Annotated in this window: 16 protein-coding genes; 8 read left to right on the plus strand and 8 right to left on the minus strand. The window is 54.2% G+C overall.

What is annotated here, in order from left to right:
* The 7 genes from ACLQ7H_RS11100 to ACLQ7H_RS11130 form a co-directional block, all read right to left on the minus strand.
* The coding region (locus ACLQ7H_RS11100; RefSeq protein WP_411752714.1) for an ATP-binding cassette domain-containing protein at nucleotides 1-377 on the minus strand (377 nt) is incomplete at its 3' end.
* 3 nt (nucleotides 378-380) lie between these two features.
* On the minus strand, nucleotides 381-1,043 hold the full coding sequence (gene tcyL, locus ACLQ7H_RS11105) for a cystine ABC transporter permease (protein ID WP_021180972.1): 663 nt from the start codon (nucleotides 1,041-1,043) through the stop codon (nucleotides 381-383).
* Nucleotides 1,043-1,843, minus strand: a complete 801-nt coding sequence (gene tcyJ, locus ACLQ7H_RS11110) for a cystine ABC transporter substrate-binding protein (protein WP_024485644.1) — start codon at nucleotides 1,841-1,843, stop codon at nucleotides 1,043-1,045. The genes tcyL and tcyJ overlap by 1 nt, the downstream gene beginning before the upstream one ends.
* Before the next feature lie 118 nt (nucleotides 1,844-1,961).
* Entirely contained in the window at nucleotides 1,962-2,948 is a 987-nt protein-coding gene (locus ACLQ7H_RS11115; protein ID WP_411752715.1) for a D-cysteine desulfhydrase, read from the minus strand.
* Between the two features lie 246 nt (nucleotides 2,949-3,194).
* The gene (gene fliZ, locus ACLQ7H_RS11120) at nucleotides 3,195-3,704 is read right to left on the minus strand and encodes a flagella biosynthesis regulatory protein FliZ (RefSeq protein WP_411752742.1); all 510 of its coding nucleotides are present in this window, start codon (nucleotides 3,702-3,704) and stop codon (nucleotides 3,195-3,197) included.
* 60 nt (nucleotides 3,705-3,764) lie between these two features.
* Nucleotides 3,765-4,487 carry an RNA polymerase sigma factor FliA gene (locus ACLQ7H_RS11125; RefSeq protein WP_411752716.1) on the minus strand — a complete coding sequence of 241 codons (723 nt, stop codon included), beginning with the start codon at nucleotides 4,485-4,487 and terminating at the stop codon, nucleotides 3,765-3,767.
* Nucleotides 4,488-4,668: 181 nt separating this feature from the next.
* Nucleotides 4,669-5,925, minus strand: coding sequence for a FliC/FljB family flagellin (locus tag ACLQ7H_RS11130; RefSeq protein ID WP_411752717.1), 1,257 nt, complete (start codon nucleotides 5,923-5,925; stop codon nucleotides 4,669-4,671).
* 359 nt (nucleotides 5,926-6,284) lie between these two features.
* On the opposite strand from ACLQ7H_RS11130, the gene fliD reads away from it, so the two are divergent.
* The 4 genes from fliD (at nucleotide 6,285) to ACLQ7H_RS11150 (ending at nucleotide 9,674) form a co-directional block, all read left to right on the plus strand.
* Nucleotides 6,285-7,688 carry a flagellar filament capping protein FliD gene (gene fliD / locus ACLQ7H_RS11135; protein ID WP_411752718.1) on the plus strand — a complete coding sequence of 468 codons (1,404 nt, stop codon included), beginning with the start codon at nucleotides 6,285-6,287 and terminating at the stop codon, nucleotides 7,686-7,688.
* 23 nt (nucleotides 7,689-7,711) lie between these two features.
* Nucleotides 7,712-8,122 (plus strand): flagellar export chaperone FliS, encoded by a 411-nt coding sequence (gene fliS / locus ACLQ7H_RS11140; protein WP_202671437.1) that lies wholly within the window; start codon nucleotides 7,712-7,714, stop codon nucleotides 8,120-8,122.
* Nucleotides 8,122-8,490, plus strand: a complete 369-nt coding sequence (gene fliT, locus ACLQ7H_RS11145; protein WP_411752719.1) for a flagella biosynthesis regulatory protein FliT — start codon at nucleotides 8,122-8,124, stop codon at nucleotides 8,488-8,490. Before fliS ends, fliT begins: the two co-directional genes overlap by 1 nt.
* Nucleotides 8,491-8,804: 314 nt before the next feature.
* Nucleotides 8,805-9,674 carry a helix-turn-helix transcriptional regulator gene (locus tag ACLQ7H_RS11150; protein ID WP_411752720.1) on the plus strand — a complete coding sequence of 290 codons (870 nt, stop codon included), beginning with the start codon at nucleotides 8,805-8,807 and terminating at the stop codon, nucleotides 9,672-9,674.
* Between the two features lie 928 nt (nucleotides 9,675-10,602).
* Here the strand turns inward: ACLQ7H_RS11150 and fliE are convergent.
* Entirely contained in the window at nucleotides 10,603-10,917 is a 315-nt protein-coding gene (fliE, locus tag ACLQ7H_RS11155) for a flagellar hook-basal body complex protein FliE (RefSeq protein WP_248944544.1), read from the minus strand.
* 319 nt (nucleotides 10,918-11,236) lie between these two features.
* Between fliE and fliF the strand changes: the two genes are divergently transcribed.
* From fliF to fliI, 4 genes are read left to right on the plus strand one after another with little or no spacing between them, the layout of a single operon-like run.
* Nucleotides 11,237-12,919, plus strand: a complete 1,683-nt coding sequence (fliF, locus tag ACLQ7H_RS11160) for a flagellar basal-body MS-ring/collar protein FliF (RefSeq protein ID WP_411752721.1) — start codon at nucleotides 11,237-11,239, stop codon at nucleotides 12,917-12,919.
* Nucleotides 12,916-13,908 carry a flagellar motor switch protein FliG gene (gene fliG, locus ACLQ7H_RS11165; RefSeq protein ID WP_411752722.1) on the plus strand — a complete coding sequence of 331 codons (993 nt, stop codon included), beginning with the start codon at nucleotides 12,916-12,918 and terminating at the stop codon, nucleotides 13,906-13,908. The genes fliF and fliG overlap by 4 nt, the downstream gene beginning before the upstream one ends.
* Nucleotides 13,901-14,599 carry a flagellar assembly protein FliH gene (gene fliH / locus ACLQ7H_RS11170; protein ID WP_411752723.1) on the plus strand — a complete coding sequence of 233 codons (699 nt, stop codon included), beginning with the start codon at nucleotides 13,901-13,903 and terminating at the stop codon, nucleotides 14,597-14,599. The genes fliG and fliH overlap by 8 nt, the downstream gene beginning before the upstream one ends.
* Nucleotides 14,599-15,960, plus strand: a complete 1,362-nt coding sequence (fliI, locus tag ACLQ7H_RS11175; RefSeq protein ID WP_021805706.1) for a flagellar protein export ATPase FliI — start codon at nucleotides 14,599-14,601, stop codon at nucleotides 15,958-15,960. The genes fliH and fliI overlap by 1 nt, the downstream gene beginning before the upstream one ends.
* Nucleotides 15,961-15,978 lie beyond the last annotated feature (18 nt).

The raw sequence follows: 15,978 nt of genomic DNA on the forward strand, positions 1-15,978 counted from the left end.
CGCGCCAGCTTTTCAGCGCTGGCCTTGGCCTCTCCTTTAACGATCACCGGTCCTTCGATGATGTTTTCCAGCACCGAACGGTGGGGAAACAGGTTGAAGCTCTGAAACACAAAACCCACCTGCTGGCGCAGGGCCCGTACCTGATTTTTTTGTTTGCTCAGCGGGCGAGCGCTGTCGATCAAGATCTCGCCGACACGGATAGTGCCCGAATCCGGCACCTCCAGCAGGTTGATGCTGCGTAACAAGGTCGTCTTACCGGAGCCACTCGGCCCGATAATCGCCACCACTTCACCCGCGTTCACCTCAAGATCGATACCGTGTAACACGGTCTGCCCTTTGAACTTTTTAACCAACTGTCTGACTTCGATGGCGCTCATCGGCTACTCCTGATCCTGACGGTTAACGTGCGCTTCCAGACGGTTTTGCAACGCGGAAAGCAAGGTGGCCATCACCCAGTAGATCAGCGATGCCGCCAGATACATGGCAAACACTTCTAACGTACGTGAGGTGATCAGCTGTGCCTGACGGAACAGCTCCGGCACCTGAATGGTTGCCGCCAGCGAGGTATCCTTGACCAAACCGATAAAGCTGTTGCCCAACGGAGGCAGCGCGGTGCGAGCCGCCTGCGGTAGGATCACCCGGCGCAGGGTCTGCCAAGGCGTCATGCCGATACTGGCCGCCGCTTCCCACTGCCCTTTATCGATCGAGGAAATCGCCGCACGCAGCGTTTCTGACGTATAGGCTGCGGTATTTAACGACAGGCCGATTAATGCCGCCGGGAACGGATCCAGCTCGATGCCAAACTGTGGCAAGCCGTAATAGATCATAAACAGCTGGGCGATCAGCGGCGTACCGCGAAACAGGGAAACGTAGATACGTGACAGCCAGGAGATCGGCCATAACGGCGAAAGGCGCATCAGCGCCAACAGAAACCCGAGGATCAAACCGAGAGCCATGCCCCCCAGACTGAGCTGGAGGGTCAATAGCGCACCCCGTAATAAAAATGGCGCTGAATCCAGCGCCAGTTGGATACTCTCTTGCATTATTTAGTTACGTCCGCGCCAAACCATTTTTCAGAGATCTTCGCCAACGTACCGTCTTTCTGCATTTCGGCAATCGCCTGATCGATAGCAGCCAGCAGTTCCGGATTGTTTTTACGCACCGCTACGCCAGCTTCCTGACGAGAGAATGCCGGGCCAGCGACGGCCAGCGTATCACCGGTTTTCTTCACCAGATCCAACGCCGCCAGACGGTCGACCAGAATGGCATCAATGCGGCCTACACGCAGATCCTGATATTTGGTTGGGTCATCGTCGTAGGTACGCACATCCACACCCTGCACATTTTCACGCAGCCACTGTTCGTAGTTGGTGCCCAGACCCACACCGACCTTTTTGCCCTTCAGATCGTCGGCCTTGGTAATAATGCCTTCATTGCCTTTCTTCACCAGCGCCTGAATACCGGAAACGGTATACGGGGTAGAGAAATCGTATTTTTTCTTGCGCTCATCGGAGATGGTGACCTGGTTGATCACCACGTCGATACGCTTGGACTCCAACGAGGCCAACATGCCATCCCATTTGGTTGGATTGAGCTTGGCCTTCACCCCGAGATGTTCCGCCAGTGCATTAGCGAAATCCACTTCGAAGCCGGTCAGTTTGCCGTCCTCGCCCTGGAAGCTGAACGGCGGATAGGTGCCTTCCAGCCCAACGATCAGCGTGCCGCGCTGCTTGACCTGATCGAGCAGGTTATCGGCTGCGTAGGTTTTCACGTTCAAGCCGGTGGTCAGCGCCACGGCCATCACACCCAGCAGCAGTTGACGACGAAATTTTGAAAAGACCATAGACACCCCATCTGTTGTTTATCTTTTTGATTTCATGACTTTAACAGCCATAAACACTTCATAAAGGAATATAAACTAATAACTATAGTTCTAAATGTAATAACAACTTTGCTCGGCATCAGACCTGCGGGTGATAGGCGAACAGCGCCGGTGCCCCACCGGTATGCACAAACAGGATCGGACCTTCATCGCGAAAACGTTTCTGGCTGATGCCATCAATCAACCCCGCCATCGCCTTACCAGTATAGACCGGGTCCAGCAGCACACCTTCCTGCTGCGCCAGTAGCTTCACCGCCGCCATACCTTCGTCATTCGGCATACCGTACTGCGGGGCAAAATAGTCATCCCACAGGGTGATAGATGCCAATGCGTCAATATTCAGTGAGCAGGCGACCGCTTTTTGCAGTTGTTCAACCTTAGGTAACTGATCGATCACCTTGCGGGAAACGGTCACGCCAATCAGTTCGCTTTCCGGCAGCAGTTGCTGTAGCCCCACCGCCAGACCGGCGTGAGTCCCGGCACTGCCGGAGGCCACCACGATCGAACTGAAAGTGACATCATGGCTTTGCGCGGCTATTTCCAGCGCACACTGCACATAACCCAATGAGCCGAGCGCGTTGGAGCCGCCAACGGGGATCACATAAGGACGGAAACCCTGGGCTTCCAAACGTGTGGCGAGATCGGCCAGTTGCACCTGCGGATCGTGCAAGGCATCGCACATCACCACTTCAACATTGAACAGGTCGAGCAGCAGACGATTACCGTTACTGAGGTAGTTTTCCGCTTTGGTATCGATGGGGTTTTCCAACAGCGCCACGCATTGCAGGCCGAGCTTGGCCGCCACGGCGGCGGTCTGGCGAACGTGGTTGGATTGAATAGCACCGGCGGTAATCAGGGTATCGGCCCCTTGGCGTACCGCGTCGGCGACTAAAAACTCCAGCTTTCTCAGCTTGTTGCCACCCATCGCCATCGGCGTGACATCGTCACGTTTGATGTAAATTTCGCGGCCAAGGTAGTCTGAAAGGCGGGATAACTTTTCGAGCGGCGTGGCAGAGCCAACCAAATCCAGGCGCGGGAATTGCGCCAGTTGCTGTTGCAGATCCACAACTTCCCCCAGGGAATAAAATAACGACGTTTGAGTGATAGATTTATCAGATGTGCTCTGAATAATCACTCTTTATTCGTGGGGACGTCTATGGGATAACCCGGCCAGCCGACCGAGTCGAGTCAATCAAGACGCAATGATGAAAAGTGGCAAGATAGCTGGTTTCGATTTAACCCACTGATGCTATAAACGGGCGCAGCGTGCAGCGCCCCCTACATGGTGAGTTGGTGGAAAAGGGCCGCAGTCTCAATAGCTTTTTTGCCAGGCCAGATACTGGTCGTATTTACGCAGCGCTATCCGGTAGTTATCGTTCGCCGCCGGTGGCAGATCGTCAATAATACGTTGATGGTTAAATGCGCTGGCAAACTGTTCGGCAGGATAGTTGTGTGCCACCAGCATTTCATCCAGGCGCCGCAGGCGCACGACATATTCGCGGATAGTGCTGTGGTTCATCTCGGTCTGTTCAAACAGATACTGTTTAAACGCCATGATGTCGAAGTAGCTGGGGTGACTATTACAGGAGATTTCACTACAAAACCGGCATAGCGCGGTCAACTCGCTTTGCACGTTTTGCCAGACCAGATCGTCAATCGGCTGATCCATCCGGGCGATAGCCTCCTTATTGATGATCTTGCCACGGAACACTAGCGCCATGCGGTCAAGCACCTTCTCGCACTGGGAACAATGGGTTTGGCTGTGCTTATAATCTTTCAGGTAGCGGCTGAGTGGCCGTTTCTTCAACTGTTTTCCTGGCATCATTTGCAGTCCATTTATTGCGGCAGTAATCAGGTTGGTTAGGGAGGCAGGCTTTAGGGTTCAGTTGTCCTGGGCCAGACGTGCCCGCAGGCGCTTAATCGCCTGGCTGTGCAACTGGCTGACTCGCGACTCACCCACATCAAGCACTGCGCCAATTTCCTTCAGATTCAACTCCTCCTGGTAATACAACGTCAGTACCAGTTTTTCGCGTTCCGGCAGCGCCTCGATGGCATCGATCACCCGCTGGCGCAGATTGCCTTCCAGCAGTTGATGCAGCGGATTGGCGGCTTCATGACCTTCCAGCATCGGTTCGGCACTGTCACCATGCTCTTCCTGCAATTCGTCGTAGGAAAATAGCTGGCTATTATTGGTGTCCAGCAGGATCTGGCGATACTCGTCCAGCGAGACATCCAACCCCTGTGCCACCTCCACTTCGCTGGCCGGGCGGCCAAGACGCTGTTCCAACTGCTGCATCATGCGCGCCACTTCCCGAGCATTGCGGCGTACGCTGCGCGGCACCCAGTCACGGCTACGCAACTCATCGAGCATTGCACCGCGAATACGCTGCACGGCATAGGTCGTGAAGGCCGTTCCTTGTAGGGCATCGTAACGCTCAACAGCGTTTAACAGCCCTATTCCCCCTGCTTGCAGCAGATCGTCCAGTTCCACGCTGGCGGGCAGCCTAACCTGCAGGCGTAACGCCTCGTGGCGCACTAGCGGAACGTAGCGCAACCAGAGAGAATTTTTGTCCATGACGCCTTCGGCGGTATACAGATCGCTCACTATGTCTAACCTGCGGATAACGGAGTCATGGCTATTATCCGTAGCAGGCGCAATACCAATCGTCTGAACAGCCGTACAAAACGGGCCTTATTTGTGCCATGTAAAAACGCCGACGGTAGCCGAAGACAAAAAACCCTGCCGAAGCAGGGTTTGGATGACAAGGCTAATCGGAGAGAGTCGATTAACGCAGCAGGGTCAGTACGTTCTGGGTAGACTGGTTAGCCTGGGCCAGAACCGAGGTGCCAGCCTGTTGCAGGATGTTGGCACGGCTCATGTTGGATACTTCGGTCGCGTAGTCAGCATCCTGAATACGGGACTGGGAAGCAGACAGGTTGTTAACGGTGCTGTTCAGGTTGTTGATCACAGAATCGAAACGGTTCTGTACCGCACCCAGGGAAGAACGCAGGCCATCAACTTGTGACAGAGCTTTGTCCAGAGTTGCCAGTGGGTCAGCAGTTTTTGGATCGGTAGACTGTTGAGCGCCCTTGGTTACTTTGCCAGATGCATCAACAGTAGCTGCATAGTAAGCGTCGTTACCGTTGTCATCCTTACCTTTAACCATATAACCTGATTTACCGGCTGGATCGGTATAGGTACGCAGTTCATCACTACCGGTCAGGCCACTAACGGTGGTGGTACCAACTTTAACTTGAGCCTGTTCCTTGATCCCTGCGGTTGGGTTAGTGGTCGCAGTGGTAGAATCCCAGGTCACTTTACCGTCAGTGGCAACCGTTGCATCGTAAATAGCACCATCGGTAGCTTTTACAAAGAAATCAGTGCCATTCGCAGTGTAGAGTTTGCCATCGCTGGTTTTTGTCGCGGCGTTACCATCAGCCTGAATAGCCGGTGGCCCCATTTTATCAACAGCAGTCAATGCTGCTGCGCCCACTTTGGCAGTATCGATTGGGTTTGCTACGCTGAATTTATCCAAGCCCAGAGTTTTAGCATTAATATCTTTCAGATCGATATCAATGGTTTCACCATCGTTAGCACCGACCTGAATGGTCAGTTTCTGGTCGCTGCTCAACACTTTCACGCCGTTGAAATCAGTTTGCTCTGAAATACGGTTGATTTCATTCAGACGCTGAGAGATTTCGTCCTGGATTGACTGCAGGTCGCTGGAGGAGTTAGAACCGTTCTGAGACTGTACGGTCAGACGACGGATGTTCTGCAGGTTGTCGTTGACTTCGTTCAGTGCGCCTTCGGTGGTCTGCGCCAGAGAGATACCGTCGTTAGCGTTACGGGAAGCCTGAGTCAGCCCCTTGATGTTAGCTGTGAAACGGTTAGAGATCGCCTGACCCGCAGCGTCATCCTTCGCGCTGTTGATACGCAGACCGGAAGACAGACGCTCGATAGCGGTCCCCAGTGAAGACTGAGATTTGTTCAGGTTGTTCTGCGCCATCAGCGACAGGCTGTTGGTATTGATTACTTGTGCCATAATTTGCTTTCCTTACGAATCAGTTGCGACGTTCGCATTCACAATTAAAGGGTTCGGGCCTTGTTGGCCCACGGCGTCAACCACCGTCTCCTCAGGTATCGGCGCTGCCCCTGCAACCTTTAGATTTTTTTTCCTTTTTTTTCACTTTTCGCCAATGGCGCGAATAACGCTGTTTTTCCCTCTTCTACTGCGCCATCGTTTTTTCTATTTATCCGTAAACTTTTTGCATACTGAGCCGATAACGCATAGAGCGTAGATACCCGATGGATTTCAAGTGGCGGCAGGGCTTCACTCCCTGATGCTCGCAAGCGACTGGCAAGACATCGGGTATCAAGTTTTTGATCATAGGAGAATGACGAATGGCATCGATTAGTTCATTAGGTATCGGCTCAGGGTTGGAACTCAACGGCTTGCTGGATAAATTGACTGCGGCGGAGCAACAGCGCCTGACGCCCTACACCACGCAGCAAACCAGCTATAACGCCAAGTTGACCGCTTACGGCACGCTGAAAAGCTCGCTGGAAAAATTCGATAACCTGAGCAAGGATCTGGCCAAGCCGGAATTCTTTAACAACACCACCGCCACCACGCACGATCAGTTTAACGTGACGACCACAGCCAAATCGGTGCCGGGTAACTACAGCGTTGAAGTGTTGCATCTGGCGCAGCCGCAAACCTTGACCACAACGGCTGATATCAAGGATCAGATGGAGAAACTGGGGACTGGCGGTGCCAGCGATCGTTCGCTCTCCATCACTGCGGGCAACCCTCCCAAGGAGGTCAAAATCCCACTAGGTGATGACCAAACCTCATTGGTAGAAATGCGGGATGCCATTAACGGCGCCAAGGCCGGGGTGAACGCCACCATCATGCGCGTGGGTGACAACGAATATCAGCTGGCCATCAGTTCCTCCACCACCGGCGAAAATAATACGGTTAAGGTGCAGGTAAATAATGACGATAAACTGGGGGCGATCTTAAATTACGACTCCGCCAGCACCAGCAACGCGATGAAGGAAACGGTCAAAGGCCAGGATGCACAGGTGACCATCAACGGCACTACCATCAAGCGCAGCACCAACTCAATCGCCGATGCCCTGCAAGGGGTGACGCTGGATCTGAAAAGCACCACCAAACCGGGCGAACCGCAAAACCTGGTGGTCACCGCCGATAAAAGCGGCTCCGCAGACAAGGTCAAAGCGTGGGTTGATAGCTATAACTCGCTGTTGGATACCTTCAACTCCCTGACCAAATACACCCCAGTAAAGAGTGGCGAAGCGCAGAACAACAAAAATGGGGCGCTGCTGGGCGACAACACGCTGCGCGGCATCCAATCGTCCATTAAGAGCGCACTGAGCGCTGCACAGGATAACCCTGAGCTTAAAGGCCTCGGCAACCTCGGCATTACCACCAATACCAAAACCGGCAAGCTGGAGTTGGACAGTGACAAGTTGAAAAAGGCGCTGGACGAAAAGCCGGACCAGGTAGCCAACTTCTTCGCTGGCGATGGCAAGGAGAGCGGTATGGCAACGGAGATCCACAACGCAATCCAAAACTATATCAAGGCCGGTGGGGTGATTGAGAACTCGACCAAGAGTATCAATACCAACCTTGACCGTTTGAATACCCAAATCACCCGGGTGACCGAAAGCATTCAAAGCTCCATCGATCGTTACAAACAGCAATTTGTTCAGTTGGATACCATGATGTCGAAACTGAATGGTACCAGTAATTATTTAACCCAACAGTTCGCGTCTAAATAGGCGCGTTAACCAGGTAAAATAGCATGTACAACCGCAGCGGAACCCAGGCTTACGCCCAGGTAAGTGTAGAAAGTGGCGTGATGGGTGCCAGCCCGCACCAGCTAATCGTGATGCTATTCGACGGGGCGCTCAGCGCCCTGCTTCGGGCACGCATCCTGATGAATCAGGGAAATATCGCCGGCAAGGGGCTGGCGATCTCAAAGGCGATTAATATCATTGATAACGGGCTGAAAAATGGCCTCAATCATGAACAGGGCGGGGAGATCGCCGATAATCTCGCGGCCTTGTATGACTATATGAAACGCCGTCTGATGCAGGCCAACCTGCACAATGATGTCGCAGCCCTTGAGGAAGTCAGCGGGCTGCTGGAAAACATCGCCGACGCCTGGCGTCAAATTGGCCCCAATTATCAACCCGTTCAGGACGGCGTATAATGGAACACTATCAACAACTGCTATCGGCCTATCAACAGATCCATACCCTGAGCGAGCAAATGATCACTCAGGCGCTGGCTGGGCAGTGGGATACGCTGATTGAAATGGAGACCACCTACATCCTGGCGGTAGAAAAAACCGCCCAACTGGTGGGTATCTCTGAGTTATCTCCGACGTTACAGGAGATTTTACGCAGCAAATTGCAGCAAATCCTCAACAACGAAACCGAACTGAAGCGACTGATGCAGTTACGCATGGACGAATTAACGGTGTTGATCGGACAGTCTACCCGCCAAAGCGAGGTCAACAGCACCTACGGCCAATTCCATGACCGTGCTTTGCTGCTTGGCGAACCGCAAGCAAGATAAATCTTATGTTTGATTGCCTATCTTGGGTAATTAATAGGATAAAAAACTATTATTGTCCCGTTGCACCATAATATAAACGCATGAGATTTGAATAATTCGCAATGGCAGGTAATGCATGAAAATGCAAACCGCCGGCATTATTGCCGATTTAATGGATAACACGTATCCCGACACGGACGTTTTCTGTTCAACAGGAAACTGATTCTTGACACGTAAATTACCGAGTTGTGATCGGCAACAGGCGAAAAGATGTTGCTCCATCCCCCAGCAAAGCGTAAAGATATTCGTAGATAATAACGATGAAATGAATATTGATGGAACGCTTAATTAATTTTTGTCCCGGGATCGGTGCATCAGCACACATCATTCAGCATACTGAACTACGACTTCCGTCGCTCTATTTTGAGCAGACGCATCTGCTTTTGATCCAGCAAGGGTATACACGTATACGGTGGCAACAGCGGGAGGTGTTAGCTTGTGCTGGGGAGCTGTTGATCGTAGAGGGTGGGCTAACCGCCGATGTGATTAATAGCCTTTCAGACAGCGGCGTGTTCAGTTGCCAGCTGCTGATTTGCGATCCTCTGCTGTTTGATACGCTAGCCAATACGCCTATCGCGCCGCCACCCATCCCTTTCACCGGCGTCACTACGCTGACGAGGCTGCCCTGCCCATTTTTGCACAGTTTTGAAACCGCTGCGCTGGCGTTGACGCTGCACGATCGTTTTCCCCAGATGATTATCCGCCATAAAATGTGCGAAATCTTACTGTGGCTGGCACATCTGGGTATTCGTTTTACTCACAAGCAAGCCAACGATCTGACTCAGCAGGTGCGCCGTATGCTGGCAACCGATCCGCACCGGATTTGGACCGCCGCCGAGGTAGCTGAAAATCTGATGATGAGCGAGGTGGTGCTGCGGCGTAAGCTGTCGGCGGAGAATACCGCCCTGCGCAGCCTGATGATCGACGTACGTATGAGCCGCGCCCTGCTCTTATTGCAGGCCACAGACTGGCCGATTTCCGCCATTGCACAATATGTGGGCTATGAGAGTTCTTCACGTTTTGCCGAACGCTTTCGTAAACGATTCGGCTTCGCGCCTACTGCTATCCGTGGGCACCAGCGAATTATGCAGCCCACCGCCGTGCAGCCCCCTGCATATCCATGGCTAACTACGGTAGAGGAATAAGTGCTGATAACAACAACGGCGGACTGAGGATGTTACCAAGGCCACGCAGAGTGGCCCGTACATCAGTCGAGCTTAACTAACACATAGGTCAATACGGCCAATACAATTAACATGACAATGCTGAAAAAACGCCATCTCACTTCACTTTTAGTGCTCATCATATTTCCTGAATAGATACTATTATCGTTATGTAATCCATCGGTATAAATAACATCCTTGCCAAAACTGATGTATCGTCTATTTTACCTACGGCGACATCAACATACTCCAAAGCACGGCCAATAAAAACCACCGCACAATAAGAATTAGGTTAGCCAATAAAGATAAGAACTATTTCTTTTAGTTATAGAGCTCAAGGGTTTCCGCTGGTGCTAAATGAGACTCAGTCGCTTCACCGCCGGACTAGATAATTATTCAATACTTTTTGGCGTAGCTAGCAGCCACTACAGAGCGACAGAGAACCACTCCATGCAAAATAAACCAGCCCAAATGATTAACAATCATTGTCTATCATCGGTAACACGATACATTCTATAATCAAATACCAAATAGCTGATCCATAAATTCCGCACCAAAAAATATAAGATAGTTCCTTTATTTCATCAGGATATATCCAATTTTAACTCTCTTAATTGACTTTTAGGACAATAACCACAAGCATTAGCAAAGTTAACCAATTTCAAGGAGGATACAAAAATGGAATATTTGGTGGCGTCGCTGACAGTTTTGTGCATTATTTCCTTTAAAAAACACGCCAAAGTTGTTGAAAGTAAAAGGATTGGTGTTACCCATAAAAAGCATCGCCGGCGCTCAAGACACCGGCTCGATTTGATTTATTAATCCATCAAATCAGTCGATAAAGATCCTGGGCGATGGGCTCAGTGCAGAGCAGTTTATCGTTGCTCTCGCTCAACGCACTGCCTTAACACTACACGGCCATATTCATTACATCCTGGTAAGCCGCAACCAGTTTATTACGCACCTGCACACCCAGTTGCAAAGAAACGGAAGATTTCTGCAGATCGACCATGACATCGTTCAAACTGATGCCTGGCACACCCAATTCAAAATCCTGCGCTTGCTGGCGCGCAGTTTGTTGAGTCTCGCTGATCTTACCGAGAGCCGCCTTTAACTCACTGGCAAAGCTGGCTCCCTGCACCGGATCGTTTTGTCGCAGTGCTCCGGCCTGAACCGCCGTGGCCTGCAACTGCTGCAACACTCCTTCAATACCCTGAATTGCCATTATGACCTCATCACTGCATGCAATACCCTATGGATTTCAAGCGGTGGCTTGAAAAACGACGGGTAAAGCCGCGTATTTATTCGTCTGCATTATTCCGATGCTACACACCCTACCACAGCGTTTTACGGTTAAAGCGGCTAATTAACTGCAAAAACACCGGTTTATCGGGCCATCAAAATTGGCCCTAAGGGCAAATAATGGCATGCCCAAAAATGGGGGCGCTTTTGTTAGGCCGTAAAGAACTGTGTATCAGGGAGTCTGTTTTGTCATCACACAACAACGCTAGCCATACCTCTAACCCACCAGAGTGGGTACCAGCATGAATGGTGAAAGCCGTGATAACGGCCTGCTGGCCCTATGGAATCGCCTGCGTGCCAACCCTAAAATTCCACTGCTGATCGCGGCCTCAGCGGCGATCGCCATCGTGGTTGCGCTGGCGCTATGGGCCAAAAGCCCGGATTACCGCGTGCTCTACAGCAATCTCAACGATCGCGACGGCGGCGCTATCGTCACGCAGCTCACGCAGATGAACATCCCCTATCGCTTTACCGAGAACGGCTCGGCGTTGATGATCCCAGCGGAAAAAGTGCACGAAACCCGCCTGCGCCTGGCGCAACAAGGGCTGCCTAAGGGAGGCGCCGTCGGCTTTGAACTGCTGGATCAGGAAAAATTCGGCATCAGCCAGTTCAGCGAGCAGATCAACTACCAGCGGGCGCTGGAAGGCGAACTGTCGCGCACTATCGAATCCCTGGGGCCGGTGCAGAATGCCCGCGTGCATCTGGCGCTGCCTAAACCTTCGCTGTTTGTGCGTGAACAAAAGAACCCTTCAGCTTCCGTGACGCTAACGCTGCAACCTGGCCGCACCCTTGACGACGGTCAGATCAATGCCGTGGTGTATATGGTGTCCAGCAGCGTGGCCGGCTTGCCGCCGGGCAACGTCACGGTGGTCGATCAGGCTGGCCGCTTGCTGACCCAATCCGACGGCACCGGGCGCGATCTCAATGCCGCACAGTTAAAGTACGCCAATGAGGTGGAGAACCGCTATCAGCGCCGTATTGAAGCTATTCTGGCACCGATTGTCGGCAGCGCGAACGTACGTGCACAGGTAACGGCACAAATCGATTTCTCCACCCGCGAGCAAACCGACGAACAGTACCAGCCCAACCAACAGCCGGATAAATCCGCGATACGCTCCAAACAGCTCAGCCTGAGTGAACAGAACGGTGGGCAACAGATTGGCGGCGTACCGGGAGCCCTTTCCAACCAGCCTAGTGCAGCACCGACTGCGCCGATCGAAACACCAAAAACTGCGGCTGCGGGCAATACTCCTGCCCCGACAAACAATGCCAATAACAGCACGCGTACCGGAGCTAGCGGTAACGTAGCGCAAAACAGTCGCCGTGATGAAACCACCAACTATGAGGTGGACCGCACCATTCGTCATACCCAGCACAAGGCTGGGGCGGTGGAACGTCTGTCGGTCGCCGTGGTGCTCAACACCCTGGGGACTGATAAGGAGGGTAAACCCCAGCCGATGAGCAAAGAGCAGTTGGCCCAGGTGGAATCGCTGGTCCGTGAAGCGATGGGCTACTCCAGCAGCCGTGGCGATACGCTTAACGTGGTCAACACCCAGTTCAACGATGTAGAGCAGACCGGCGGAGAGTTGCCTTTCTGGCAGTCACAGTCATTTATCGATCAGCTGTTCAACGCAGGCCGCTATTTGCTGGTGCTGCTGGTGGCCTGGATTTTGTGGCGCAAGCTGGTTCGTCCGCAGCTGCAAAGCCGTCAGGTGGCGCAACAAGCTGCGGTGGTCGCTGCCAATACGCCAGCCAGTCGCCCGGCTGAGGTGAACAAGCCAAGTCATGAAGAGCAGGCGCTGCATAAGAAATCACAGCAGCGCGTCAATGCTGAAGTCCAGAGCCAGCGGATCCGCGAACTGGCAGATAAAGATCCACGCGTGGTCGCTCTGGTGATCCGTCAATGGATGAGTAACGAACTATGAGCCTGACAGGTACCGAAAAGAGCGCCATCCTGCTGATGACGCTGGGTGAAGATCGCGCCGCCGAAGTCTTCAAGCACCTCTCGTCACGGGAAGTGCAGCAGTTGAGTGGCACCATGGCCAACATGCGTCAGGTGTCCCATAAACAGTTGGGGGAGGTGCTCAGAGAGTTTGAAGACGATGCCGAACAGTATGCCGCGCTGAGCGTCAATGCCAGCGACTACCTGCGCTCGGTGCTGGTTAAAGCCTTGGGTGAAGAACGTGCCAGCAGCCTGCTGGAGGATATTCTCGAATCACGCGAAGACACCTCCGGCATGGAAACACTCAACTTTATGGAGCCGCAGAGCGCGGCCGATCTGATCCGCGACGAACACCCGCAGATCATCGCCACCATCCTGGTACACCTCAAGCGTGGTCAGGCGGCGGATATCCTGGCACAGTTCGAGGAGCGTCTACGCAACGATGTGATGCTGCGTATCGCCACCTTCGGCGGCGTACAGCCGGACGCCCTGGCAGAGCTGACCGAAGTGCTGAACAATCTGCTGGACGGCCAGAACCTCAAGCGCAGCAAAATGGGGGGGGTACGTACCGCCGCCGAGATTATCAACCTGATGAAAACCCAGCAGGAAGAGGCGGTTATCGGTGCCATGCGCGAATACGACGGCGAGCTGGCGCAGAAAATCATCGACGAAATGTTCCTGTTCGAAAACCTGGTCGAAGTGGACGATCGCAGCATCCAGCGCCTGTTGCAGGATGTGGAAAGCGAATCCCTGCTGATCGCCCTGAAAGGTGCCGAACAGCCGCTGCGCGAGAAGTTCCTCAAGAACATGTCGCAACGTGCCGCCGATATCCTGCGCGACGATCTGGCCAACCGTGGCCCGGTGCGCATGTCGCAGGTGGAGAACGAACAGAAGGCTATCCTGTTGGTGGTACGTCGCCTGGCAGAAACCGGCGAAATGATCATCGGCGGTGGCGAGGACACCTATGTCTGATCGCCTCAACACCCTGCCCTGGCAGCCCTGGTCGCTTAACGATCTGGCGGATCCCAAACCGGTGCTGGAACCGGAAAGCCCGCCAGAGGTGATCACCATCCCGCAGGATGACAGCATCAACGAGCAGCAACGGCTGGAGATGTTACGTTTGCAGGCCCAGCAGCAAGGTCAGCAACAAGGCTTTGCCGAGGGCCAGCAGAAAGGCTATGACGCCGGTTTCCAGGCCGGGCTGGAGGAAGGCCGTCAGCAAGGCATTCTGGCGGGCCAACAGCAGCAGCAACCGATCACGGAACATTGGCAGCAGTTGGTTACCGAATTCCAGCACACGCTGGACGCACTCGACAGCGTGATTGCCTCACGCCTGATGCAACTGGCCCTGACGGCGGCCAAACAGGTGATTGGCCAAGCGCCGGTCTGTGACGGCACCGCCCTGCTCGGTCAGATCCAACAGTTGATCCAGCAAGAACCGATGTTTAGCGGCAAACCTCAGCTGCGCGTACACCCGGATGATTATGAACGGGTGGAGCAGCAGCTTGGCGTGACCCTTAGCCTGCACGGCTGGCGGCTGCTGGCCGATGGTCAGTTGCATCCTGGCGGTTGCAAGGTCAGCGCAGAAGAAGGCGATCTGGATGCCAGCCTGGCCACCCGCTGGCATGAACTGTGCCGTCTGGCCGCCCCGGGAGAACTGTGATGACCGTTCGTCTCGGCCGCTGGCTGAACTCGCTGGACAGTCTGGAAAAGCGCATTGCCCGCGCGCCAGCGGTGCGCCGCTATGGCCGCCTGACCCGGGCCACCGGGCTGGTATTGGAAGCCACAGGTTTGCAGTTACCGCTGGGGGCCACCTGCCTGATCGAACGCCATGACAGCGGTGTGGTGCAGGAGGTAGAGAGCGAGGTGGTCGGTTTTAACGGCCAGCGGCTGTTCCTGATGCCGCTGGAAGAGGTCGACGGCATCGTGCCCGGCGCTCGGGTTTATGCTCGCGTCTCTCCTGAAGGGCAGAGCGCCAGCAAACAGTTACCCCTTGGCCCGGCATTGCTTGGCCGCGTGCTCGACGGCGGTGCCAAACCGCTCGACGGTCTGCCAGCACCAGATACCGGCTACCGCGCACCGCTGATCACCGCCCCGTTCAACCCGTTGCAGCGCACCCCGATCGAACAGGTACTCGACGTGGGCGTGCGCACTATCAACGGGCTGCTCACCGTAGGCCGCGGCCAGCGCATGGGCCTGTTCGCCGGTTCCGGCGTGGGTAAAAGCGTGCTGCTCGGCATGATGGCGCGTTACACCCAGGCCGACGTAATCGTCGTTGGTCTGATCGGCGAACGTGGCCGCGAAGTGAAAGACTTTATCGAAAACATCCTTGGTACCGAGGGACGCGCCCGTTCGGTAGTGATCGCCGCACCGGCAGACGTTTCCCCGCTGCTGCGCATGCAAGGTGCCGCCTATGCCACCCGCATCGCCGAAGATTTCCGCGATCGTGGCCAACACGTGCTGCTGATTATGGATTCCCTGACCCGTTACGCCATGGCGCAACGTGAGATCGCCCTGGCGATCGGCGAACCCCCGGCCACCAAAGGCTATCCGCCATCGGTATTCGCCAAACTGCCTGCGCTGGTGGAGCGTGCCGGTAACGGCATCAGCGGCGGCGGTTCCATCACCGCTTTTTATACCGTGTTGACCGAAGGTGATGACCAGCAAGACCCGATTGCCGATTCGGCGCGTGCCATCCTCGATGGCCATGTGGTGCTCTCCCGGCGCTTGGCGGAAGCGGGCCACTACCCCGCCATCGATATTGAAGCCTCGATCAGCCGTGCCATGACCTCGCTGATCGATGAGGAGCATTACCGGCGGGTACGTAACTTCAAACAGATGCTGGCCAGTTACCAACGTAACCGCGATCTGATCAGTGTAGGTGCCTACGCCGCAGGCAGCGATCCGCTGCTGGACAAGGCCATGACGCTGTATCCGCAGATGGAAGCCTATCTGCAACAGGGCATTTTCGAGCGCAGCGGCTACGACGATGCCTGCCAGCAGTTGCAGCAACTGATTGTTTAACCACGGAGCCTGAGCACC

Origin of the sequence: Serratia sp. (in: enterobacteria) (assembly GCF_046715635.1) — a bacterium.
GTDB lineage: Bacteria > Pseudomonadota > Gammaproteobacteria > Enterobacterales > Enterobacteriaceae > Chania.